A 22,883-nucleotide genomic window follows, 5' to 3' on the forward strand; every position below is an offset into this window, starting at 1 on the left:
GATAAGACACAGATAAGCCTATGGCTGGCAAGAATTCTTTATTGCGACGTGCCGTCGTCCTCGGGTGGCCAGGGGCGGGTGTTATCCGCATCGATCCAGGCTTGCACCCATGCGGGCTTTTCGGGCGAGGGTTGATCCAAGCCAACAGCCGCAAACACGCGGGCCGGGTTAATGATGCCGTTCTTGCCTGTCACGGCCGACCGGAATAGGGCTTGCACAGCACATTCGTCGCCGATCCATATCGTTTGCTCGATATAGAAAAAGCGGTCGCTCCAACCGATGGCCTTGCTGACGATACGGAACTTGACGAATGGCCGGATCCGCTTGCGATACCGGATCGATGCCCCGGCGATTGTGAGGCCCCACCCATTCTGCCGCAGGGCGCGCAGCAAGCCCACGCGCTGGGCCAGTCCTGTCCGGCCAAGATCAAGAATGGTCAGGATACGCCCGTTGTTCATTTCAAGATAATAATCAATGTCCTGCGGCCAGCAGCGGTGATGCGACACATGGCTGCCCAAAGGGTGCAGCGGGGGCATCTTCTTGGCTTTGAGAACCTCTTTGATCACGCGGATAATGGGGTACATGGGCGGTATCCTTTCTGGCTCTCGGGGAATGCGCCCACCTGACGTGGACGTCAACTTTAACCTCGCGGCACCCCTTGGGCTTGTCGTGGCGCGCGCAAGCGCTTAGATCGTGACAAACTGTTCAAAAAGGCCGCATCCATGCTGACAATTATCCAAGCCCTTCTGCTGATCATTGGCGTGATCCGGTTCTTTGTTATCGCGCATTTCATCATGAGCTGGCTGATCCGGTTTGAGGTGTTGAACATCCGGCAGGAATTTGTGGGTCAGGTCTGGTACGGGTTGGAGCGTGTGCTGGAGCCGATTTACAGCCGCGTCCGCCGGTTTATGCCCGATCTGGGCGGGATTGACCTGTCTCCGATCGTTGTGCTGGTCGGCCTTGAAATCCTGCGTATCTTCTTGATCAACAACATGTTCGCATTCGCCTAGTCTGGTTTTTGCCGATTGGGGGTCTAATTTCCCGCAAAGAGTTGCGCTGGGGCAGAAATTGCTCAAAACTATATGCATTGGGGCAACGTGGCGGTTCGAAATGCCGCCACAAAATGGGAAAGAACGACATGGGTTTTCTTAATCTGAGCAAAAAAGGTATCGCAATCGCGCTTTCGGCGCAGATGGTGCTGGCCACGCAGGCGGTAACAATGGCGCAGGCCGAGATGCTGGGCACAGATGCAGCGATCAGCAAATACACCGCTTTGGCGAACCGCAACGCGCTGATGGACGAAATGCAGCGTGATGAGGTCCGCGCCGAGATCGAAGCGCTTGGCGTCGATCCGGCCGAGGCCGAGGCGCGTTTGGCAGCGCTGTCCGATGCCGAGATCGCGACGATGCTGACGCAGATGGAAAATGACAGTGCCGGTGCCGATATCGTGGGCACGCTGTTCACGATTTTTGTAATCCTGCTGGTCACTGACCTGCTGTGCTTTACGCGCTTCTTCAACTTTACGCGGTGCGTCCGCTAGGCGCATTTGTGAAACGCTTTGCCTGCCTGCTGGCCCTGTGCTGGCTGGCGGCCTGCGCGCCACCCTTTGATCCGGATGAACGTCTGTCATTTGATGCGCCGACACGGGCGCAAATTGAAGGCGTGCCACTGATCCAGCAAGAAGACTTCTTCTGCGGTCCCACCTCGATCGCGATGGTCATGCAATGGGCGGGGGCGGATATCACTCAAGAAGAGGTCGCCGCCCTTGCCTTCAGCCCCGGCGCGGGCGGTACCTATCTGGCGGATATGATCGGCAGCAGCCGCAGGTTGGGCCAATTGGCGGTTGAGATTGATAACTTTGATCAGCTCTTGACCGAAGTGACCGCAGGCCATCCGGTCATTGTGTTTCAGAACCTCGGGTTCAGCGTGGTGCCTGTGTGGCATTACGGCGTTGTGACGGGCTATGATTTTGCGCGCGATGAGGTCTATCTGAATTCCGGCCAGCAAGACCAGATGGTCATGCCCTTTGCGGTCTTTGAACGCACGTGGCGGCGGGGCGATTACTGGGGGCTTGTGGTGCTGCCACCTGATCAACTGCCCGCCAGCGCGGACGAGGCCGAGGTGCTTTCTGCTGCTGCCGCGCTTGAGCGGGTCGCGCAGTATGAGGCAGCCGAAACGCTCTATCAAACGGGTGCTGCGAAGTGGTCCGACAACTGGCTTTGGCAATTCGGCCTTGGCAATGCCCGCTATGCGCAGGGTGAGCTGCGCGGCGCACGGCAGGCGCTGCGCCGTGCCCGCAGCATTGATCCCTCAATTCCCGAAGTCCGCGCCAACCTCGCCTTTGTCGAAAGCGAAATCGCGGGTTAATTCCCCTCATGCGTCCCCCACGTAACCCATCGGAAATCCCGCATGGCGTAAATGTGCTGCTTGCGGTCGCGCATGACCTTTCAGTTGCAAGGGACAAATGGTCTATATTCGGGCAACGCACCTTGGAGGTTCCCGATGTCAGATCCCATTACCTTTACGCTGGACGGCGAAACCGTGACCGCGCAAGCGGGTGAAACGATTTGGGAAGTCGCCAATGGACGCGGCCTGATCATCCCGCATCTGTGCCACAAACCCGCGCCCGGTTATCGGTCTGACGGCAACTGCCGCGCCTGTATGGTCGCGATCGAAGGCGAGCGGACTTTGGCCGCGAGCTGCATCCGCGAACCCTCCGAAGGGATGGTCGTGACCACGGACCAACCCCGCGAAACACAGGCGCGCCGCATGGTGATGGAGCTTTTGGTCGCCGACCAGCCTGCCCAAGAGGTGGCCCATGATAAATCCGCGCATCTGTGGGATATGGCCGCAAAACAGGATGTGTCCGAAAGCCGCTTTCCCAAAGCCGATCCCGAACACATCCCCCTGCTGGACGACAGCCATGTGGCGATGTCCGTGAACCTTGACGCCTGCATCCAATGCGGGCTTTGCGTGCGGGCCTGCCGCGAAGTGCAGGTCAACGATGTGATCGGCATGGCGGGGCGCGGCGGCAATGCCTATCCGGTATTCGACATGGACGACCCGATGGGCGCGTCGTCTTGCGTGGCTTGCGGCGAATGTGTGCAGGCCTGCCCGACAGGCGCACTGTTGCCTGCGACGGTAACGGATGAAAACCAGATGGGCGACACGAAAGACTTTGACCGCGAAGTCGAAAGCGTCTGTCCGTTCTGCGGTGTCGGGTGCCAGATCAGCCTGAAGATCAAAGACGATAAGGTGAAATTTGTCGAAGGCATCAACGGCCCTGCCAACGAGGGGCGGCTCTGCGTCAAAGGGCGTTTCGGGTTCGATTATATCCACCATGATCACCGCCTGACCAAACCGCTGATCCGTCGCGATGATGCGCCTGCCAAGGGCCTGAACGTGGACCCCGGCAACTGGCAGACCCACTTCCGCGAAGCCACATGGGACGAGGCGCTTGATGTGGCCGCCAAAGGCATGGCTGATATCGGTGGCACAGGTGTGGCCGGTTTCGGCTCGGCTAAATGCACCAATGAAGAGGCTTATCTATTCCAGAAACTGATCCGGCAGGGGTTTGGTCACAACAACGTCGATCACTGCACGCGCCTGTGTCATGCGTCATCGGTTGCCGCATTGATGGAAAACGTAGGTTCGGGCGCTGTGACCGCGACCTTCAACGAGATTGAAAACGCGGACGTTGCTATCGTCATCGGGGCCAACCCGATTGAGAACCACCCCGTCGCGGCGACCTATTTCAAGCAGTTTACCAAACGCGGCGGCAAGCTGATTGTCATGGATCCGCGCGGTCAGGCGCTCAAGCGGTTTGCATCCCATATGCTGCAATTCCGACCTGGTGCCGATGTGTCGATGCTGAACGCGATCATGCATGTGATCGTCGAGGAAGAGCTTTACGACCGCCAGTATATCGAAGCCTACACAGAAAACTGGGAAGCAGAGAAAGCGCATCTCGCCGATTTCACACCCGAAAAAATGGCCAAGGTCTGCGGGATCGAGGCGGAGGTTTTGCGCGATGTCGCACGGACTTTCGCAGGTGCCAAGGCGGGCATGATTTTCTGGGGCATGGGCGTGTCCCAACACATCCACGGTACAGACAACGCGCGCTGTCTGATCAGTCTTGCACTGATGACCGGCCAAGTGGGTCGCCCCGGTGCTGGCCTGCACCCGCTGCGTGGACAGAACAACGTGCAAGGCGCCTCTGATGCGGGCCTGATCCCGATGTTCCTGCCTGATTATCAGCCGGTGGGTGATGACGGGGTGCGCAGCGCGTTTCAGGAAATCTGGCAAGAAGGCACAATTGATCCCAACAAGGGCCTGACTGTTACGGAAATCCTTGATGCGGTGCACGCAGGTGACATTCACGGCATGTATATCTTGGGCGAAAACCCCGCGATGTCCGATCCTGATGTGGAACATGCCCGCGACGCGCTGGCGAAACTGAAACACCTTGTGGTGCAGGACATCTTTATTACCGAAACCGCGAACTATGCCGATGTGATCCTGCCTGCTGCCGCCTTTGCTGAAAAATCCGGCACGGTCACGAATACCAACCGCCAAGTGCAAATGGGCCGCCCTGCCGTGCCGCCACCCGGTGAGGCACGCGAGGATTGGTGGATCACAACCGAACTTGCCAAGCGGCTTGGCCTGAATTGGACCTACACCCACCCGCGTGAGGTGTTTGGCGAAATGGCGCTGTCGATGAAATCGCTGTCCAACATCACGTGGGACCGGCTTGAGGCGCAGAATGCCGTGACCTATCCGTCGCTATCGCCTACGGACCCCGGCCAGCCGATCGTCTTTGGCGATGGTTTTCCCCGCGCTAACGGGCGTGCGCGTTTCACCCCCGCGAGTGTGATCGCGCCGGATGAAGCACCCGATGCGGAATATCCGATGATCATGACGACGGGTCGGCAGTTGGAGCACTGGCATACCGGCTCCATGACACGGCGATCACGCGTTCTGGACGCGGTTGAACCGGAGGCGAACTGTTCCCTGCACCCATCGACCCTGCGCAAGTTGGGTGTTGAGCCGGGCGGGATGGTCACCGTATCGAGCCGCCGGGGCAGCATCACCATCATGGCCCGCGAAGACCGGGCGGTTGCCCCGGATATGGTCTTTGTTCCGTTCGCCTATGTCGAGGCGGCGGCGAACGTGCTGACCAATCCCGCGGTCGATCCTTATGGCAAGATCCCCGAGTTCAAATTCTCTGCCGTGCGCGTCGAAAAGGCCGAAACCACCGTTCCGGCCGAGTGAGAATCTGCGTATCTAACGCCGGTTTAGGGGGCGCTATTGAATAGCACCCCCGCAACAGCCTAGCCTTTGGCTGAGTGCTGGGCCGCTTTTTGCGGGCTCTGCAAGACTAACCAAAGGAGACGCGCAATGCGCAGATTGACCCTGATTGCGGCCCTCTCGGGGCTTGCCCTGCCGGCTTTTGCTGATGACGCAGCCCTCTTGATGGGCGTTGACCGCTATCAGGAATTCAGCAGGGTTGGCGATGCAACAGATATTCTGGATGCCTCGGATGAATTGCGGGATGCCGGTTATCAGGTCACCACGCTCTCCAACGGGTCCGCGCGCGACATGAAGCGTCTCGCGGAAACACTGGCCGATGACGCGCTGGGCGCGGATCGTCTGGTTGTTGCGCTCTCTGGTCGTTTTGCCACGGATGGCACACGGACATGGTTCCTGGCGCAGGATGCGCAGACACCCACACCATTCGGGCTGGATAGCGCAATATCGGTAGATACTGTTCTCGATGTCCTCGCACGCACGCCCGGTCAGGCGGTTCTTGTGCTGGGGTACGATCAGGACGGGTTCAGTAGTTTCGGGCGATATCTGCGCGAAGGCGTCGGCACTCTTGATGTGCCGCAAGGGGTGACTGTGGTATATGGCGAGCCCGACAGGGTTGTCGGGGTTTTGACCGATGCGGTTACAGTACCGGGCGGCGATGTCATGGCCTATGTGCGCGATAACCGGCGTTTAAACACGCTGGGCTTTCAGCCGCAGAGCCTGATCATGCAGTTGTCTGATACGGTTCCGGCGCCAAACCTGCCGCAAATCGAGCCTAGCCTGACCGCATGGACAAACGCACAAAATGCAGACACTGCCGATAGCTACCGCGATTTCATCTTCGAATATCCCCGCAGCCCTTACGCTGACGAGGCGCGCCGCCGTCTGGACCAGATCGAAAATGATCCCATCAGGCTTGCGCAGATTGCCGAAGACGCGCTGAACCTGACCCGCAACGAGCGGCGCGCGATCCAGCGCAATCTGACATTGCTGGAGTTCGATACGCGGGGCGTGGATGGTATCTTTGGCCCCGGCACACGCGGCGCGATCCGCAATTGGCAACAAAACAACGGGTTTGCACAGACCTCCTATCTGACCACCGAGCAGATCAACCGGATTGATGCGCAGGCCAGCCGGCGTGCCGCTGAAATCGCAGCCGAGGAAGAGCGCGCGCGCGAACAAGCCCTGTCACTGGATCGCGACTATTGGGAAGAAACCGGTGCGCGCGGCACGCCAGCTGGCTACCGGGCCTATCTGGAACGCTATCCCGACGGTATTTTCGCGGATGAGGCACGCAACAGGCTTGCTGCGCTGGATGAAGCAAACAATGAGGCGGCCAATGATGCCGCGCGGGCACGCGAGGATGCGCTGAATATCAATCCTGTCCTGCGTCGTTTGATCGAGAACCGGCTGCAGCAACTGGGCTTCAATCCGGGACAGGTCGATGGGCGGTTCGACAGCGATACGCGGCGTGCGATCGGGCGCTATCAGGCGCAGGGAAATCTGACATCGACGGGGTATCTGGATCAGGCGACGCTGGCGCGTCTGCTGGCTGATACGTTCGGTCGCTAGGCGCATTCCCTTTCTGTCGCATAAAAACGGGCGCCCCGCTTGCCGCGGGGCGCCCGTTTTCAATTCCGGTGTGCGTTAGTCTGCGCGCACGTATTTTTCGGCAACAAGCCGGACAAATCCCTGATTGCCCTCAAACAGGCGCACACCGACAATGTAGGTGCCTTCCTGCAAACGTACGGCAATCATGCTGTCCAGCCCGTCGCCATAGTCGTCGTTCAGCCCGATCTGACGGCCCAGATCATCATAGAGCACCAGCCAAGGGTCGCTGTTGCCGTTCGCGATGGCTTCGAGCACCAAGAGGCCTGCGCCTTCGAAATCAAGGCTGAACCATGTGACATCTTCGGTCGCCTGCACGTCCTGGCGGGTGCGCGAGGTCAGCACGCCAAGATCGGTCACAGGGACGCTGCCGTCCAAAGGTGGTGCGGCCTCGCCACGGGCATAGAGCGCCTGCAAGGCTTCTTCCGCATCATAAGGGTTGATGGAAAGGGTGATCGGCGCGTTGTCATCGCTGAGTGCCGTCACGCCAAGGCAATATGTGCCAGCAGCGAGAGTGTCGGTGACATCAAGGCGGGAGTTCAAGCCGTCATAGTCGTCATTTTCGTCGATATAGGTCTCGCCCGGGCCATAGAGGGTGATCACGGGATCGGCGGTTTCATTTTCCGCTGTGATCGTGATTGGTGTCTGACCGTCAAGTTCGAAGCTCCAGAACGGCACCTCTGCCGCGGAGGCCGAAACGCTTTCGCCAAGTGTGCCGTACGGCACGGCTGTGTCACAGCTGCCTGTTGGGGTGCTTGACGGCGTGCTAATGCCGTCTGTCAGCGACTCCTGTTCCTGACGGGCAATGCGGACGAATGCGGTCATCGGGCCGCCATCATAGCTGCGCACCGACATGCAGTAAGTTCCTGCGTCAAGCGAGGTTTCCGCACGCGAGGCGGAGTTGCCGCCAGAATCATCATCAGAAAGAATGATATCGCCGGTACTGTCGAGGAGGTCGATGACCGGATCACCCGACCCACGCCCTGCGGCCTCAACCCGGATATCTGTCGGGGCGGAAAGGGTGAAAAGTGACATATATTCATTGCCGCCCAGAACTAGCGCCATTTGTTCGCGGTAGGCTAAGGATGTGGTAATATCAGAGCTTTCTTCATCGCCGCCGATCCACTGACCGTTGTTGCCAAAGCCTCCGCAGATGTCTTGGGCCAATGCCGGTGATGCGGTGCCCAGCATGAGGGCAGCTATGGCAGATGTTTTAAGTGTGGGGCGGGTCATGGAATAAAGTCCTTTGTCTTCAAGAAATTTGGAGTGCCACAAAGTAGCGTGATGGAACTCAGTATGACTAGCGAATATTACAGGTTTACGAAGGTGCGATTGTGACTTTTACCGGTTTTCTTGCAGATATTTTGATGAGATTGGGCTGATGGAAAAGAAAAAGGGCCGTGCCAGCGGCACGACCCTTTTCCCTGTTACTGCTATCGCAGGTTTAGCCCTGACGGGCTTTGAACCGGCGTTGCGTCTTGTTGATAACATAGACACGGCCCTTACGGCGCACGACGCGGCAATCGCGGTGGCGCTGCTTGAGCGAGCGGAGGGAGTTACGTACCTTCATGGGGTCGTTTCCTATCTGTCGCGGCGCGCGGACTGCGCCTTGGGTTACATTAACGGGCGGTAAGCCCGATGAATTCATGGTGGACGATACTGGGATCGAACCAGTGACCCCTTCGATGTCAACGAAGTGCTCTACCGCTGAGCTAATCATCCATGCCTTCTGCGTTTTACGACACGTCCCATAACGAAATAGGACGCGGGCAATCCGCGTCAGTCGTGCGGTCTATAAAAGGAGTCGACAAAGGGATCAAGGGCTTTTGGTATTTTCCCGAAATGCGCTATCTGTTGTGCTGAAGGGACGAAAATATTGCTTAAAACGGCCTACACTCTGACCCGACCTCAGGTGCGCACCACAAGCGTTGTCTTTGCGTCGCCCCATAGCGGGCGAGATTATCCTGACGCGTTCTTGCGCCGGTCGGTTCTGAATGCAAGCGAGATCCGGTCGTCCGAGGATGCCTTTGTCGATCAGCTTTTCGCCGCCGTGCCTGACCATGGCGCACCGCTGTTGACGGCAACAGCGCCGCGCGCCTTTCTTGATCTGAACCGTGGTGTTGATGAACTTGATCAGGCCCTGATCGAAGGGGTGCGCCGCAACGCACACAACCCGCGCATCGCCAGCGGGCTCGGGGTGATCCCACGTGTTGTGGCCAATGGTCGCCAGATCTATCGTGGCAAGCTCACGCTGGCCGAGGCGCATCTGCGCATTGCGCAGTACTGGCGTCCCTACCATGACCAGCTGCAGACCTTGCTGGATGAAAGCAACAATGCCTACGGCGAGGCGATTTTGATCGATTGTCATTCCATGCCCCACGAAGCGCTTGAGAACGTAGGCCCGCCGGGCAGTGCGCGTCCTGATGTGGTTCTGGGTGATCGGTTTGGCTCCACCGCCGCGGCATCTGTTGTGGAGCAGGTGGAGGCCGCATTTACAAGTGCGGGTCTGCGGGTGGCGCGCAATATGCCCTTTGCGGGGGCCTTCATTACGCAACACTACGGCCGCCCGTCACGCCAGCAACACGCCATTCAGGTCGAGGTTGACCGCGCGCTTTACATGAACGAACGTACATTGGAACTGAACGCAGACTTCACGGCCTTTCAGGCGCTCTTGTCAGGTGTGATCGCCGAGATTGTCGATATCGGACGTGTTGCGGACCAAAAGGTTGCGGCGGAATAGCCGCGGTTAAGACAGCCGCGCTATTTTCATATCGTCCAGACGTTTGCTGAAATCCTCCGGGCTGATGCCTGTCGACAAGGCACGCGCTATGAACGCGGCCTGTGTTTCTGGCGCAATTCCGTTTGCGGGTGGATCGCGGTCAAGGTTGGTCGGGAAAGAATAGCCTTCTGCAGTGGCCGATATCGCTGCTTTGAGTTCCGAGGGGCTCAATTTGCCATCTGCTATCGCTTGGGCAGCAAATGGGAACACCAGCCTGCACATTTTGTCGCGGTCAATCGTTTCCATCGCCCGCCCGAAGGCTGAGGAGACCTGCAAGAGATTGGCGAAACGATGGATATCCTTGCTGGTGTTCGCGCCTGCTGCGTGAAACAGCGCAGGGTTGAAAAACAAAGTGTCGCCCTTTGCGAGCGGCAGTTGGATATAGCGTTCTTCAAACAACGCCCTGAAATCGGGCCTGCGCCAAGCGGCATATCCCGGGCGGTAGGCCTGCGAGAAAGGAAGTAGTTTCGTCGGGCCGCTTTCCAGCGGCATATCGCAATGCGCAACTGCCCCCTGAAGTGTGAGGACTGGTGAAATCTCATGCACATGGGCGGGATAGGACGCGCAGATCTCGGCGGTTTGAAAGCCCAGATGATAATCGCGATGCGCTTGCTGCGCGGCTCCGCCGGGATGGACGAGGTTCACTTGCGCGGTCATCTGGTAGTTGGGGCCAAGCCATGCCTCGCAAGCCGCATCAATCACGGTATTTGCGAAATAGCGGAGGAAGACATCGGGTGCCGCTTCGCAAAGTTTTTGCAGCGAATTCCAGACCCGATCATTCGCACCTGCCGCCGCGAAATGGTCGCCTGCGCCGTGCGCGCCCGCCTTTTCATTTGCAATGATCTGTTCGTAAACGCGGGTGGCCTGATCCAGAACACTGGTGTCCGCAAAGGTCTTTTTGAGCGCGATGACACCTGCACCTTCCCGCAGAACGCGGGCCCATTCTGCCAGGATTCGCTTACGGGTTCCCTGATCTTCAAGGGCAGGGCGGAGTGCTGCCATATCATAAACCGGAATACTCTTTTCGATGGCGGAGGCAAAAGGCACATCCACGCCGTGTGTAGTCTGATCAATCAACGCGGTGAAATCCGCGATATCACAGGCATCGGGATCATAATAAGCGGCGGTGGTGTCAAAGACGTGGTTCAAGTCGTGCCCTCGCTGTGTCTGCGCCGGTCGAGCGTAGCGGACATTCGTTTTTGTAAAAAGACTAATTCAGGCGGGGGTGGGTGGGTCAAGACCCACCTTACGCCTAGCGCAGGGCGCGTCCTTTGATGATCGCATCCTTGCCAAACTTCTCACGGATTCTGTCAGCGGCTTTTTCGGCATCGGCCCGTTTTTGCGCGCCGGGGTCGAGCAAATCACCTTCGCGGTCGGCTTCGGCGGCAGGACTTATCTCGGACAGCCCCACCCCCAGAAGACGAAATGGCCCGCGTCCGCTGACCTGATCGAACAAGCCGCGCGCCGTGCGATAGATGGTGTCGGCAATCTGGGTCGGATGGCGCAGGCTTTGGCGTTTCGAGATCAGTTTGAAATCCGAGGTTTTCAACTTCAACGTCACCACCCGTCCCGCTTTATCCTGCGCTTTGGCGCGTGCGCTGACCTTTTCGGCCATCCGCCACAGGTGGCCATCCAGAATATCCACATCGCCGGTGTCTTCATTGAACGTTGTCTCGTTCGACAGCGTTTTTACAGGGCTATGGGGTGAAATCCGCCGCCCGTCCTCGCCGCGGGCAAGGCTGTAGAGCCGCTCGCCCATGCCGCCGAACCGGTCATGCAGATCCCGCCTGTCCCAGCGCAGAAGGTCGTCAAAGGTACGAATCCCTGCGCCCTCGAGGCTGGCCTGTGCGGCCGGCCCGATGCCCCAGATCAGGCGCACGGATTTGGGGCGCAGAAATGCGGTGGTTTCTGCCTTGCCGATAATCGAGAAGCCGCGTGGTTTGTCGAGGTCCGAGGCCACTTTGGCGAGGAATTTGTTGTGCGACAGCCCGATTGATCCCGTCAGCCCCAGTTCGTCTTTCATCCGCTTGACCAGACGCGCCAGCATGACCGCAGGGGGTGCGTGGTGCAGGCGTTCGGTGCCTGTAAGGTCCATGAATGCTTCATCCAGTGACAAGGGCTCAACCACCGGTGTCAGTTCATCCATCATCGCGCGGATGGCGCGTGAGGCCTCGGTGTAGGCGGGAAAGTTGGGGCGGACGACGACAGCCTCGGGGCAAAGCTTGAGCGCCTGAAACATCGGCATGGCAGATTTGACGCCCTTGATTCGCGCCACATAGCAGGCGGTCGATACAACGCCGCGTCGCCCGCCACCGATGATCACGGGTTTATCTGCGAGATCGGGGTTGTCGCGTTTTTCCACCGAGGCATAAAAAGCATCGCAATCCATATGCGCGATGGTCAGGTCAAACAGCTCCGGGTGCCGCGTCACCCTTGGACTGCGGCATTGTGGACAACGGGACTCATTGTCGAATGTGGTCAGGCAATCGCGACAAAGTGCTGGCATGAAGGCAGTGTAGAAGGGGCGGGATTTGGACACAACGGCCCACACGATGGCGCGAGGATGCTGCTGGTGGCGTTGCGTCGCGAAAATGCCACGGTGCGACGGATGGCATTCCGGGCTGAAATTTCTCATTGCGTTGCGCGCCGATCTGTCTATGAGTTTCCAATAGGAAACACACCAACCGGGAGAGTCCGGTTTGGTCTGGCGCCGAAGGAGCAACCGCCCCGGTCACTCTCAGGCAAAAGGACCGGTTGGGGTGCAACACGCCGAAGAGAGGCCTTGAGTGGTCCGCCGAAGGAGCAAGCCCGATTGGGCGAATCTCTCAGGTACAGCAGACGGCGGGGGCAGATGGTAGGGAGTTTACCATGCCTAAAGTTGCTGTATTGGGCGCCGGAATTACCGGCGTCACCACTGCTTATTCACTTCACACGCGCGGATATGACGTCACCGTGTTTGATCGCCAGCGCTATGCGGCGATGGAAACCAGCTTTGCCAATGGCGGACAGCTCAGCGCGTCAAACGCGGAAGTCTGGAACCAGTGGTCCACGGTTCTGAAGGGTATCAAATGGATGCTGCAACAGGATGCGCCTTTATCGGTGAACCCCAGCCCCAGCTGGCATAAAATTAGCTGGATGGCGGCGTTTCTGGCAAATATTCCGCACTATAAAGCGAACACCGTCGCAACCGCGCGGATGGCGGTGACGGCGCGCGCTGGTCTGGCGGAAATGGCTGATCATGCAGGGATTGATTTTGATTTCACGCCGGCAGGGATCTTGCATTTCTACAAAACCGAGAAAGATTTTGCCCATGCGCGCAAGGTCACGGAATTGTTGGCCCAAGGCGGATTGGCGCGACGCGAATTGAGCGCGGAAGAGACGCTTGCCAAAGAACCGACCTTGCGTGGCGGTATTTTGGGCGGGTTCTGGACCGAGAGCGACAGCACAGGCGATATCCACAAATTCACCGTCGGTCTGGCCGCGTGGCTGCGCCGACAGGGTGTGCAGTTTGAAATGGGCCATGCGGTCGACGATGTTGCGGCCGATGCGGATGGCGTGACTGTGCGGGCGCGGACCGAGCAGCGTTTTGATGCGGTGGTTGTTTCTGCCGGCGTTGCGTCACGCGGTTTTGCAAAGAAACTGGGTGACCGCGTGAATGTTTATCCGGTGAAAGGCTATTCCATCACGGTCAACCTGCCTGATGCGCAATCTCAGGCGGCGGCACCGACGGTTTCGCTGTTGGATGACAAGGCCAAGATCGTCACTTCGCGCTTGGGGCGTGACCGGTTCCGCATTGCGGGGACCGCAGAATTCAATGGCGAAAACCGTGATATCCGTGCGGATCGTGTGAAACCGCTGGTGCAGTGGTGCGAGGCGCACTTCCCCGATGTCAGCACGGAAAACGTCGTGCCTTGGGCAGGGCTGCGCCCGATGATGCCCAACATGATGCCGCGTGTTGGTGCCGGGCGTCATCCGCGTGTTTTCTATAATACCGGGCACGGGCACCTTGGTTGGACCCTTTCGGCGGCAACGTCCGATCTCGTTGCAACTGCGGTACAGTCGCGTGTTTTCGCGCCCAAATCGCACAGTATGCAACAGCATACATTGAAATCAGCATAACAGCTACTTATCTATCCTTCATAATTATGAGGGATAGATACATGCCTATTGAGAACCTTTTATCCGAGTTTCTGGGCCAGAATGTGCTGTGGCTTTTGCTGGCAGTGTTCATCATCGTCTGCATTATGGCCGGTGTTCGCATCGTGCCGCAGTCTGAGAAGTTCGTGGTTGAACGTCTTGGTCGTCTGCGTTCAGTGCTTGGCCCCGGGATCAACTTTATTGTCCCGTTTCTGGACCGTGTGCGTCACAAGGTATCCATACTTGAGCGCCAGTTGCCGTCGATGAACCAGGATGCCATCACATCGGACAACGTGCTGGTCCAGGTCGAGACATCGGTTTTTTACCGCATCATCGAGCCTGAAAAGACCGTATACCGGATCCGTGATGTCGATGGTGCGATCTCGACCACTGTGGCCGGTATCGTGCGGTCGGAAATCGGCCGTATGGAACTGGATCAGGTACAGGCGAACCGTTCGAGCCTGATTGAAGCGGTACGGACCCAAGTCGCCCAGCAAGTAGATGACTGGGGTATTGAAGTGACCCGCGCCGAGATTCTCGACGTCAATCTGGATCAGGCAACGCGTGAAGCGATGCTGCAACAGCTGAACGCCGAACGTGCACGTCGCGCGCAGGTGACAGAAGCCGAAGGTAAGAAGCGCGCTGTGGAGCTGCAGTCCGACGCGGAACTTTATGCCGCCGAGCAGGACGCGAAAGCGCGCCGTATTCTGGCGGATGCCGAAGCCTATGCGACGCAGGTGGTTGCCGTGGCGATTGCAGAAAATGGTTTGGAGGCGGCGCAGTATCAGGTGGCCCTCAAGCAGGTTGAAGCCTTGCAAAAGCTGGGTGACGGTACCGGCAGTCAGACTGTTATCCTGCCCGCCAATGCGCTTGATGCCTTTGCCAATGCATTCCAGATGCTGAAAGGACGTGGATAATGCCGCTTTGGACAGAATGGTGGGTGTGGATGTCGGGGGCTTTGATCCTCGCAACACTCGAGGTGTTGATCCCGGGCTATATCTTTCTGGGGTTCGCGATTGGCGCGGCCATGATGGGACTGCTGATCCTCTTCGGGATATCGGCGTCAGGCTTTGCGCTCACGCTGGTCATCTTTTCGGTGCTGTCGCTGATTTCCTATCTGGTGATGCGGAAATACTTCGCGCTGAAGACCGGACAGGTCAAAATCTGGGAAACCGACGTCAACGACTGATCTTTTGCTTCAGACCTTAAGATCTGAAAACCCCCGGCCCTAGTGGTTGGGGGTTTTTGCTTGTGGTGATGCCAGTTCCGCCAGAATGCTTTGTGCTGCGGCCTTTGGGTTCGCGGCCTGCCAGATCGGGCGGCCCACAACCACATGGTCCGCGCCGTTTGCGATGGCCTGCGCCGGTGTCATGACCCGTTTTTGATCCCCAAGGGCTGCACCTGCGGGCCGCACGCCGGGGGTGACGATCAGTTTGCCTTCCGCTTCGGGCAGGGCGCGGATCAGTGCCGCCTCTTGCGGTGATGCGATCACCCCGTCGGCCCCGTTTGAAAGTGCTGTGCCTGCGCGTTCCTGCACCAGATCGGCCACCGCGCCCGCCTTGATGCAGGATGCATCCAGATCGTCGCGGTCCAGTGATGTCAGAATGGTTACGGCCAAGATTTTCATGTTGGACCCGCCAGCCCCTTCACGCGCTGCGCGTACAACATGGGGGTCGCCATGGACAGTCAGGAAGTCCAGATCAAATTGGGCCACACCGCGCACCGCGGCTTCGACTGTCGCGCCGATGTCAAAGAATTTCATATCAAGAAAAATGCGTTTGCCATGTTCCTGCTTGAGTTCGTTCGCAAGCGCCAAGCCGCCGCCCGTCAGCATCCCAAGCCCGATTTTATAAAAACTTACAGCATCGCCCAGCGTGTTGGCCAGTTCCAGCCCTTCAAGGACGTTTGGCACGTCCATTGCTACGATCAAACGGTCATCGGACATGTGCAAACTCCTTGATTTGTTTTGAGCGGTCTAGCGACTGGGCGGTTGCGGCGCAACTGATGCGGTGCTGACACGATTGATGTTGATCAACCTGGCATCGCTTTGAGGGTCTAATGATGTGTCTGTCGGGTGCGTTTGCGTATTTGACGACATGGACTTGCACGACCGGTGCGGGCATCCCATTTATTGAAGGAGGCCCAATCAGGGATGTGCCGCGTAGTCGGGCATCCGTAAAGACGGGCGCTTAACAAAGGAGAGACCCATGAACTTAGAAAAGTTCACTGAGCGGTCGCGCGGCTTTATTCAGGCCGCCCAGACGATCGCAATGCGCGAGGATCATCAGAAACTCGCCCCCGAGCACCTGCTCAAAGCTTTGCTTGATGATGAAGAAGGGTTGGCTACCAACCTGATTTCACATGCAGGCGGCGATGCGCCCGCTGTTGTCGGCGCGGTTGAGGCAGCCCTTGCAAAAATACCCAAGGTTTCCGGCGATACAGGCCAGGTTTATCTGGATAATACGACCGCCAAAGTCGTGGATGAGGCTGAAAAGCTTGCCAAGAAGGCAGGCGATAGCTTTGTGCCGGTCGAACGCCTGCTCACGGCGCTTGCCGTTGTGAAATCCAAGGCCAAAGACGCTTTGGATGCAGGTGGCGTGTCCGCCATGAAACTCAATGCAGCGATCAACGACATCCGCAAAGGCCGGACCGCCGATAGTGCGAACGCCGAAGACAGCTTTGATGCGCTCAAGAAATATGCGCGCGACCTGACCGAGGCCGCCGAGCAAGGCAAGATCGACCCGATCATTGGCCGTGACGAAGAGATTCGCCGCGCGATGCAGGTTTTGTCACGCCGGACCAAGAATAACCCTGTGCTGATTGGCGAACCCGGTGTCGGTAAAACGGCGATTGCCGAGGGACTCGCCCTGCGGATCATCAGCGGCGACGTGCCTGAAAGCTTGCGCAACAAACGTCTGATGGCGCTGGATATGGGCGCGCTGATTGCAGGTGCAAAGTATCGTGGTGAGTTTGAGGAACGCCTGAAGGCGGTTCTGAAAGAGATCGAAGCTGCGGCCGGTGAAATCATCTTGTTCATCGACGAGATGCACACGCTTGTCGGCGCAGGTGCGTCCGAGGGTTCGATGGATGCGGCAAACCTGATCAAACCGGCTTTGGCACGCGGCGAACTGCACTGCGTGGGTGCCACGACGCTGAACGAATACCGCAAGTATGTGGAAAAAGACGCAGCCCTCGCGCGGCGTTTCCAGCCTTTGATGGTGGAAGAGCCGACTGTGTCGGACACGGTCAGTATCTTGCGCGGGATCAAAGAGAAGTACGAGCTGCACCACGGTGTGCGTATTTCCGATAGCGCCTTGGTTGCGGCGGCAACGCTATCGCACCGCTATATCACGGATCGTTTTCTGCCGGACAAGGCCATCGACCTGATGGATGAGGCCGCCAGCCGTCTGCGGATGGAAGTGGACAGCAAGCCAGAAGAGCTGGATGCGCTGGATCGCCAGATTCTGCAGTTACAGATCGAATCCGAGGCTTTGAAGAAAGAAGACGACAAAGCATCGCTTGATCGGTTGGAAAAGCTGCAAAAGGAATTGGCGGACCTGCAGGACCGTGGATCAGAAATGACTGCGAAATGGCAGGCCGAGCGTGACAAGCTGGAAAACCAGCGTGGCGTGAAGGAAAAACTGGACCGCGCGCGTGCCGAGTTGGACATCGCCAAACGCGAAGGCAATCTCGCCCGTGCCGGTGAGCTGTCCTATGGTGTGATCCCTGAACTGGAGCGCCTTGTCGCAGAAGTTGAGACAGGTGATGACCTGATGGTTGAAGAGGCCGTGCGCCCCGAGCAGATCGCTGAAGTCGTCGAGCGCTGGACGGGTATTCCGACCTCGAAGATGCTGGAAGGTGAACGTGATAAGCTCTTGCGCATGGAAGAAGAGCTGGGCAGGCGCGTGATCGGTCAAAAGACAGCGGTCCGTTCGGTGGCAAATGCTGTGCGCCGCGCACGTGCCGGTCTGAATGACGAGAACCGTCCGCTTGGATCGTTCCTGTTCCTCGGGCCAACGGGTGTTGGTAAAACCGAGCTGACCAAGGCCGTGGCCGAGTATCTTTTTGATGACGACAGCGCAATGGTGCGCATTGATATGTCTGAATTCATGGAAAAGCACGCGGTCGCCCGTCTGATTGGTGCGCCTCCGGGCTATGTCGGTTATGATGAGGGTGGCGTGCTGACCGAGGCCGTCCGCCGCCGCCCATATCAGGTGGTCCTGTTCGACGAGGTCGAAAAGGCGCACCCCGATGTGTTCAACGTGCTGTTGCAGGTGCTGGACGATGGTGTGCTAACCGATGGTCAGGGCCGGACGGTGGACTTCAAGCAGACGCTGATCATTCTGACATCCAATCTGGGGGCGCAGGCGCTGAGCCAGCTGCCCGATGGTGCCGATACCAGCGATGCCAAGCGCGATGTGATGGATGCGGTGCGCGGGCACTTCCGGCCAGAGTTCCTGAACCGGCTGGACGAGATTGTCATCTTTGACCGTCTGGCGCGCAGTGACATGGCAGGTATCGTGACAATCCAGCTTGGTTTGCTCGAGCGGCGGCTGGCAGGGCGCAACATCCATCTTGATCTGGATGATGCCGCACTCAATTGGCTGGCTGAAGAAGGCTATGATCCTGTGTTCGGCGCGCGCCCCCTGAAGAGGGTCATCCAGCGCGCGCTGCAGGACCAGCTGGCCGAGATGATTCTGGCCGGTGATGTCATGGACGGCGATACGATCAAAATCAGCGCTGGAGTTGACGGGCTCGTAGTGGGTGATCGTGTGGCGGGAACCAACCGACCACGGCCAAATGATGCAGTCGTGCATTGAGCAAGTGATCGGGGCGCCTTCGGGCGCCCTTTTTCTTGGTTCTGTCGATGAAGTTCTGATTCTGTCGATATGTGTCTCGACCGGAGTGCCCACTTTCCCTAAGGTCAGCTTTGGGGGCAATTCTGGAGTACGAAGATGAATATGACGAACAAGCGTGCAGCAATCATCGTGGCTGTGGCCGCTCTTGCTGCGTCTACCGCACAGGCCGATGGGATCTACTATGGTGGGAGCCTTGGCTATTTGCAGATGGAGAGCACAAGTGACGGAATCGGCGAAACCTCGGGTGAAAGCGTGGTGGTTGGCGGCCTTCTGGGCTATCGGGCCGACATCGGCGGCGGGCCTTTCTGGGCAGCGGAGTTGAATGTCGATTTTCCGGTCGATGGGGAGATGAGCTACAGCGGCGGTGCCGACTCATGCACGGATTTCTCGCCCGATTGGTGTGACATTGATGCGCTTGCCCGGGTGCGCGGCCTTTACGGCGTTCCGGTCGGTGGCGGCTACGATCTCTTCGGGTCTGCTGGCCTCGCCATCGTGACCGGTGTCGCTGAGGATGGCGGAGGTGTCTATGCCGACACGGTCGGGACCGGTTTCACCGCCGGCATCGGTGTTCAGCGGGCGCTGGCGGGCAGTGGGACCGCGCGTCTGGAGGTGATCTACGATTCCATCGAGAACACTGATCCCGATGACTTTGAAAAGGCCCTTGAGAACGTAGGTATCACTGCTTCTTTCCTGTTCTGACCCCAAAAGGAGTGATACGCGGGGCGCCTGCGGGCGCCCCTTTTCTTTTGCGGGCCCGTTGGCACCCGGGCACTTGTGGGTCAGCAAAGCTGCCCTATAAAGGTGTTATGACAACACATCCGCCAGAATCTACACATTCGCTTCTTGATGACGTCCAGGGCATGTCGCTTGGCATCTTTCTTGCCGCGGTTGGTCTGAACATATTGACCACGGTTGGGCTGATTACCGGACAGACAGCCGGAATTGCGGTGATTATTTCTTACCTCAGCGGGTATTCATTCGGTGTGGTCTTCTTTGCGGTAAACCTGCCGTTCTATGTGCTGGCGTGGAAACGTCTGGGCGCCACATTTACCATTAAGTCGCTGATCTCTGTGACGCTTCTGTCAGTGCTGAGCGAGATCATCCCGCTTGGCATGGTATTCTCGTATATTGACCCGCTATTGGGTGCGCTGACATTTGGTGCTTTGCTTGGGGTCGCCCTCCTGGTGCTCTTCCGGCATAACGGATCGCTGGGTGGTTTGGGCGTTGTGGCTCTGCTGATCCAGGATACGACAGGGTTTCGCGCCGGATATGCGCAGCTCATCTTTGATGCCCTTATCTTCGGACTGGCGTTTTTTCTCTTTGATCCGTTGTTGGTGTTCTATTCGCTCGTGGGCGCTGTGGTGCTGAACCTGATTATTGCGATCAATCACCGGCGCGACCGTTACGTCGCACGATAACAAAAAAGCCCCGGCGATGTGCCGGGGCTTTGGTAGACCTTGTGGTCAATCGTTTACATGGACGGCAGGATAACCGCGTCGATCACGTGGATCACGCCGTTTGATGCTTCGATGTCTGCTGTAACGACGTTTGCGCCGTCAACCATCACGCCGCCTTCGGTCATGATTGTGACGTCAGCACCGTTTACAGTTGTCGCCATCATGCCGTTGCTCAGGTCTGTGGACATCACTTTGCCTGGCACAACGTGGTAGGTCAGGATCGCGGCCAGTGCTTCCGGATCGGCAAGCAGACCTTCAACTGTACCTTCTGGCAGTGCAGCAAAGGCTTCGTCTGTTGGTGCGAAAACAGTGAACGGACCTTCGCCTTTCAGTGTTTCAACCAGACCGGCCGCTTCAACAGCAGCAACCAGTGTTGTAAAGCTGCCTGCATCAATCGCTGTGTCGACGATATCTTTTGAGTGGCCTGCTGCGAAGGCCGAAGTTGAAGTCAGGGCAGCTGTCGTTGTCAGTGCGATAAAAGTTCTGCGTAGCATCTGTGTTCTCCTAGTTTCAAAGCATGCCTTGTCGTTGGCATTGCTCTTTTTACGAGAGCAGATCACCTTGGATCATCGGGGAATTACGCCGATGCTGCTTGACGAAAACCGCATTTCACCTAAGCCGCGCCGATTTGCTGTTTCCAGTCACAGGTGCGTGAATCTTTGTGATTGATCCGGCATATTTACGGAACATTTCAACGATCTGGCGGCAACGTGAGACATCTTTCAAACGTTATCCTCTATATACTGTCAGGAAGTGAAAAGAACGGAGATCCAAGATGGCATATCGCTGGACCAATACTTTGACCAAGGCTGACGTCACACCAAAGTCGGCTTATCTCAACCGGCGCCAGATTCTGGCGGGGACGATCGGGCTTGGCGCGATTGGCCTTGCGGGCGGTGCCGCGGCACAGGGCAACCTGGAGCCCAATACGCTGGAAGAGATCACAAGCTACAACAATTACTATGAATTCGGCACCGGCAAGAACGATCCGGCCCAGAACGCCCATAGGCTGGTGACATCGCCATGGTCCATCAAGGTGGATGGGATGGTTGATAACCCCGGTGATTATGCGCTGGATGATCTGCTGGCGGGGCTCTCGGTTGAGGATCGCCTCTACCGTTTCCGCTGTGTCGAGGCGTGGTCAATGGTCGTGCCATGGAATGGCATCGAGCTTGCGGATATCCTCGATCGGGTCGGGGTTCAGTCGCGCGCAAAATATGTGGCCTTTGAAACAGTGGTCCAGCCCGAGAACATGATCGGCGTCCAGCGCCGCGTTCTGGATTTCCCATATGTCGAGGGCCTGCGCCTTGATGAGGCAATGCACCCGCTGACCATCATGGCGACAGGTATCTATGATGAGCCGCTTTATAATCAGTCTGGTGCGCCGATCCGTTTGGTCGTGCCATGGAAGTACGGGTTCAAGTCGATCAAATCCATTGTGCGGATCACACTGACTGACCGTGAACCCCCTACCAGCTGGAACAAGGCCAATGCGCGTGAATACGGCTTCTATAGTAATGTGAACCCCAATGTGGATCACCCACGCTGGAGCCAGGCAACCGAGCGCCGTATCGGTGGCGGCCTCTTTGCGCCGCGTCAGGACACGCTCATGTTCAACGGCTATCCCGAAGTGGCCCCGCTTTATGCCGGCCAGGATCTGAGTGTGGATATCTAAAGTGACGATTGCGCAGCCCATCAACGGCGTTTTGCGCCGGTTCCCAGCCGGCACAATATATATTGTCAGCGCGCTTTATGCCTGCTGGGAGTTCTGGCGCGCCCTGAACCAGCTCGGCCCCTATCTGGTCGAGCCGATCAATGTGCTGGAACGGGCCTATGGTGAAATTGCCTTGATTCTGATGGTGGCGGGGCTCACCGTGACGCCGCTGCGCAAATGGACCGGTCTGAACCTGCTCAAGTTCCGGCGCGCAATCGGTGTCAGTGCATTCTTCTTTGTACTGGCCCATTTCCTTGTTTTTGCAATTCTTGATGTGCAAAGTCTCGGTCGCGTCTGGGAAGAAATCGTGAAGCGCCCCTATGTCACCGTGGGGATGGCGTCATTCGTGATGCTGATTCCGTTGGCGATGACATCAAACAATCTGTCATTGCGCAAAATGGGGGCCGCGTCATGGCGCAAGCTGCATAAGCTGACCTATCCCGCGGCCGTTTTGGGCGCGCTGCATTATCTGTGGTTGGCCAAAGGCTTTCAGATCGAGCCATTGATCTATTTGATCGTGGTGCTGGCACTCGTCGGGGCACGGTATGTGTCTTTAGAACGGAAGCAACAGCCAATCTCGGGGTAAACGACCCGCTATTGCGACATCCCCCACGGACCCGGCAGCGAAAACTGCCGGGTCTTTGTGTGGTGAGGAGGTGAATCACAATGAATCACATGATGAATATCGGCCCTAGGGGCTTAAGAAAGTATGAATCGAAGCGATTCAGTGTGATTTGGATGTATGAGTCTGCATGAAATTGAGAGTCTCTAGTAGACGGCTTTGTGGATAACCCCAAATCTGGTATGTTCTGTTTCCATTCTGCCTAAGAAAATTGCGACAACAGGGGGTGTTGGCGCAGTTAAATGACCGCAAGTCATTAAAAACAAACATATATTCAGGGATGTCATAAAAAATGCACTTTTCTCGAAAAAAGGGGTTGCGGGTATCTTCGAGTAACCGTAGAACCCCCTTCACCGGCGGCGCTTACAAGTGCTGACGGGGCGCCAGACGGGCTTACGGG

At 57.7% G+C, this 22,883-nt stretch carries 21 protein-coding genes, 1 tRNA gene and 1 riboswitch; of the genes, 14 read left to right on the top strand and 8 right to left on the bottom strand.

Annotation, left to right across the window (positions count from 1 at the left end; translation table 11 throughout):
* Positions 1–38: 38 nt before the first annotated feature.
* Positions 39–584 carry an acyl-CoA thioesterase gene (locus B0B09_RS14390; protein WP_076660625.1) on the bottom strand — a complete coding sequence of 182 codons (546 nt, stop codon included), beginning with the start codon at positions 582–584 and terminating at the stop codon, positions 39–41.
* Between the two features lie 138 nt (positions 585–722).
* On the opposite strand from B0B09_RS14390, the gene B0B09_RS14395 reads away from it, so the two are divergent.
* The 5 genes from B0B09_RS14395 (at position 723) to B0B09_RS14415 (ending at position 6,879) form a co-directional block, all read left to right on the top strand.
* Positions 723–1,010, top strand: a complete 288-nt coding sequence (locus B0B09_RS14395; protein WP_076660626.1) for a YggT family protein — start codon at positions 723–725, stop codon at positions 1,008–1,010.
* Between the two features lie 113 nt (positions 1,011–1,123).
* A complete protein-coding gene (locus B0B09_RS14400; RefSeq protein WP_242654453.1) occupies positions 1,124–1,540 on the top strand; it encodes a PA2779 family protein in 417 nt (138 codons plus the stop codon).
* Between the two features lie 8 nt (positions 1,541–1,548).
* Positions 1,549–2,367 (top strand): PA2778 family cysteine peptidase, encoded by an 819-nt coding sequence (locus tag B0B09_RS14405; RefSeq protein WP_242654455.1) that lies wholly within the window; start codon positions 1,549–1,551, stop codon positions 2,365–2,367.
* 135 nt (positions 2,368–2,502) lie between these two features.
* Complete coding sequence (fdhF, locus tag B0B09_RS14410; RefSeq protein ID WP_076660627.1) at positions 2,503–5,271, top strand: formate dehydrogenase subunit alpha; 2,769 nt, start codon at positions 2,503–2,505, stop codon at positions 5,269–5,271.
* 126 nt (positions 5,272–5,397) lie between these two features.
* Positions 5,398–6,879 carry a peptidoglycan-binding domain-containing protein gene (locus B0B09_RS14415; protein ID WP_076660628.1) on the top strand — a complete coding sequence of 494 codons (1,482 nt, stop codon included), beginning with the start codon at positions 5,398–5,400 and terminating at the stop codon, positions 6,877–6,879.
* A 75-nt stretch (positions 6,880–6,954) separates the two neighbouring features.
* Here the strand turns inward: B0B09_RS14415 and B0B09_RS14420 are convergent, their stop codons facing one another.
* The 3 genes from B0B09_RS14420 to B0B09_RS14430 form a co-directional block, all read right to left on the bottom strand.
* The gene (locus B0B09_RS14420) at positions 6,955–8,148 is read right to left on the bottom strand and encodes a PPC domain-containing protein (protein ID WP_076660629.1); all 1,194 of its coding nucleotides are present in this window, start codon (positions 8,146–8,148) and stop codon (positions 6,955–6,957) included.
* A gap of 211 nt (positions 8,149–8,359) precedes the next feature.
* Positions 8,360–8,485, bottom strand: a complete 126-nt coding sequence (gene ykgO / locus B0B09_RS18005; RefSeq protein ID WP_010141322.1) for a type B 50S ribosomal protein L36 — start codon at positions 8,483–8,485, stop codon at positions 8,360–8,362.
* A 77-nt stretch (positions 8,486–8,562) separates the two neighbouring features.
* Positions 8,563–8,637 (bottom strand) — tRNA-Val (locus tag B0B09_RS14430).
* Positions 8,638–8,791: 154 nt separating this feature from the next.
* On the opposite strand from B0B09_RS14430, the gene B0B09_RS14435 reads away from it, so the two are divergent.
* Positions 8,792–9,655 carry an N-formylglutamate amidohydrolase gene (locus B0B09_RS14435; RefSeq protein ID WP_076660630.1) on the top strand — a complete coding sequence of 288 codons (864 nt, stop codon included), beginning with the start codon at positions 8,792–8,794 and terminating at the stop codon, positions 9,653–9,655.
* 6 nt (positions 9,656–9,661) lie between these two features.
* Here B0B09_RS14435 and B0B09_RS14440 read toward each other — a convergent pair whose 3' ends face one another.
* Both B0B09_RS14440 and B0B09_RS14445 read right to left on the bottom strand, forming a co-directional pair.
* Positions 9,662–10,843 carry a phytanoyl-CoA dioxygenase family protein gene (locus B0B09_RS14440; protein ID WP_076660631.1) on the bottom strand — a complete coding sequence of 394 codons (1,182 nt, stop codon included), beginning with the start codon at positions 10,841–10,843 and terminating at the stop codon, positions 9,662–9,664.
* 103 nt (positions 10,844–10,946) lie between these two features.
* Entirely contained in the window at positions 10,947–12,200 is a 1,254-nt protein-coding gene (locus tag B0B09_RS14445; RefSeq protein ID WP_076660700.1) for a DNA polymerase IV, read from the bottom strand.
* Positions 12,201–12,369: 169 nt separating this feature from the next.
* A riboswitch (glycine riboswitch) is annotated at positions 12,370–12,457 on the top strand.
* Positions 12,458–12,562: 105 nt separating this feature from the next.
* Between B0B09_RS14445 and B0B09_RS14450 the strand changes: the two genes are divergently transcribed.
* From B0B09_RS14450 to B0B09_RS14460, 3 genes are read left to right on the top strand one after another with little or no spacing between them, the layout of a single operon-like run.
* Entirely contained in the window at positions 12,563–13,813 is a 1,251-nt protein-coding gene (locus B0B09_RS14450) for a D-amino acid dehydrogenase (RefSeq protein WP_076660632.1), read from the top strand.
* A gap of 41 nt (positions 13,814–13,854) precedes the next feature.
* Positions 13,855–14,748, top strand: coding sequence for an SPFH domain-containing protein (locus B0B09_RS14455; protein ID WP_055296983.1), 894 nt, complete (start codon positions 13,855–13,857; stop codon positions 14,746–14,748).
* A complete protein-coding gene (locus tag B0B09_RS14460) occupies positions 14,748–15,020 on the top strand; it encodes an NfeD family protein (RefSeq protein ID WP_055296985.1) in 273 nt (90 codons plus the stop codon). Before B0B09_RS14455 ends, B0B09_RS14460 begins: the two co-directional genes overlap by 1 nt.
* A 39-nt stretch (positions 15,021–15,059) precedes the next feature.
* Here the strand turns inward: B0B09_RS14460 and pyrF are convergent, their stop codons facing one another.
* Positions 15,060–15,776 (bottom strand): orotidine-5'-phosphate decarboxylase, encoded by a 717-nt coding sequence (gene pyrF, locus B0B09_RS14465; RefSeq protein ID WP_076660633.1) that lies wholly within the window; start codon positions 15,774–15,776, stop codon positions 15,060–15,062.
* A 262-nt stretch (positions 15,777–16,038) separates the two neighbouring features.
* Between pyrF and clpB the strand changes: the two genes are divergently transcribed.
* The 3 genes from clpB to B0B09_RS14480 all read left to right on the top strand — a co-directional run bounded on the left by clpB (position 16,039) and on the right by B0B09_RS14480 (position 20,108).
* Entirely contained in the window at positions 16,039–18,651 is a 2,613-nt protein-coding gene (clpB, locus tag B0B09_RS14470) for an ATP-dependent chaperone ClpB (protein ID WP_076660634.1), read from the top strand.
* 135 nt (positions 18,652–18,786) lie between these two features.
* A complete protein-coding gene (locus B0B09_RS14475) occupies positions 18,787–19,389 on the top strand; it encodes an outer membrane protein (protein ID WP_084190853.1) in 603 nt (200 codons plus the stop codon).
* Between the two features lie 107 nt (positions 19,390–19,496).
* Positions 19,497–20,108, top strand: a complete 612-nt coding sequence (locus tag B0B09_RS14480; protein WP_076660636.1) for a YitT family protein — start codon at positions 19,497–19,499, stop codon at positions 20,106–20,108.
* 53 nt (positions 20,109–20,161) lie between these two features.
* On the opposite strand, the gene B0B09_RS14485 is transcribed toward B0B09_RS14480, so the two are convergent.
* Complete coding sequence (locus B0B09_RS14485) at positions 20,162–20,641, bottom strand: fasciclin domain-containing protein (RefSeq protein WP_076660637.1); 480 nt, start codon at positions 20,639–20,641, stop codon at positions 20,162–20,164.
* A 281-nt stretch (positions 20,642–20,922) separates the two neighbouring features.
* Here B0B09_RS14485 and msrP point away from each other — a divergent pair, with 281 nt between their 5' ends.
* Positions 20,923–21,822 (top strand): protein-methionine-sulfoxide reductase catalytic subunit MsrP, encoded by a 900-nt coding sequence (msrP, locus tag B0B09_RS14490; RefSeq protein WP_055296996.1) that lies wholly within the window; start codon positions 20,923–20,925, stop codon positions 21,820–21,822.
* 1 nt (position 21,823) lies between these two features.
* Positions 21,824–22,447, top strand: coding sequence for a protein-methionine-sulfoxide reductase heme-binding subunit MsrQ (gene msrQ, locus B0B09_RS14495; RefSeq protein ID WP_076660638.1), 624 nt, complete (start codon positions 21,824–21,826; stop codon positions 22,445–22,447).
* Positions 22,448–22,883 lie beyond the last annotated feature (436 nt).

Source organism: Yoonia rosea (assembly GCF_900156505.1).
Classification (GTDB): Bacteria; Pseudomonadota; Alphaproteobacteria; order Rhodobacterales; family Rhodobacteraceae; genus Yoonia; species Yoonia rosea.

Coding starts and splice junctions, on each gene's coding strand:
- B0B09_RS14400 (WP_242654453.1), top strand. CDS start 1,124: ATGGGAAAGAACGACATGGGTTTTCTTAATCTGAGCAAAAAAGGTATC.
- B0B09_RS14450 (WP_076660632.1), top strand. CDS start 12,563: ATGCCTAAAGTTGCTGTATTGGGCGCCGGAATTACCGGCGTCACCACT.
- B0B09_RS14475 (WP_084190853.1), top strand. CDS start 18,787: ATGAATATGACGAACAAGCGTGCAGCAATCATCGTGGCTGTGGCCGCT.
- pyrF (WP_076660633.1), bottom strand. CDS start 15,776: ATGTCCGATGACCGTTTGATCGTAGCAATGGACGTGCCAAACGTCCTT.
- ykgO (WP_010141322.1), bottom strand. CDS start 8,485: ATGAAGGTACGTAACTCCCTCCGCTCGCTCAAGCAGCGCCACCGCGAT.
- B0B09_RS14485 (WP_076660637.1), bottom strand. CDS start 20,641: ATGCTACGCAGAACTTTTATCGCACTGACAACGACAGCTGCCCTGACT.
- B0B09_RS14415 (WP_076660628.1), top strand. CDS start 5,398: ATGCGCAGATTGACCCTGATTGCGGCCCTCTCGGGGCTTGCCCTGCCG.
- msrP (WP_055296996.1), top strand. CDS start 20,923: ATGGCATATCGCTGGACCAATACTTTGACCAAGGCTGACGTCACACCA.
- B0B09_RS14395 (WP_076660626.1), top strand. CDS start 723: ATGCTGACAATTATCCAAGCCCTTCTGCTGATCATTGGCGTGATCCGG.
- clpB (WP_076660634.1), top strand. CDS start 16,039: ATGAACTTAGAAAAGTTCACTGAGCGGTCGCGCGGCTTTATTCAGGCC.
- B0B09_RS14460 (WP_055296985.1), top strand. CDS start 14,748: ATGCCGCTTTGGACAGAATGGTGGGTGTGGATGTCGGGGGCTTTGATC.
- fdhF (WP_076660627.1), top strand. CDS start 2,503: ATGTCAGATCCCATTACCTTTACGCTGGACGGCGAAACCGTGACCGCG.
- B0B09_RS14480 (WP_076660636.1), top strand. CDS start 19,497: ATGACAACACATCCGCCAGAATCTACACATTCGCTTCTTGATGACGTC.
- B0B09_RS14445 (WP_076660700.1), bottom strand. CDS start 12,200: ATGCCAGCACTTTGTCGCGATTGCCTGACCACATTCGACAATGAGTCC.
- B0B09_RS14455 (WP_055296983.1), top strand. CDS start 13,855: ATGCCTATTGAGAACCTTTTATCCGAGTTTCTGGGCCAGAATGTGCTG.
- B0B09_RS14420 (WP_076660629.1), bottom strand. CDS start 8,148: ATGACCCGCCCCACACTTAAAACATCTGCCATAGCTGCCCTCATGCTG.
- B0B09_RS14390 (WP_076660625.1), bottom strand. CDS start 584: ATGTACCCCATTATCCGCGTGATCAAAGAGGTTCTCAAAGCCAAGAAG.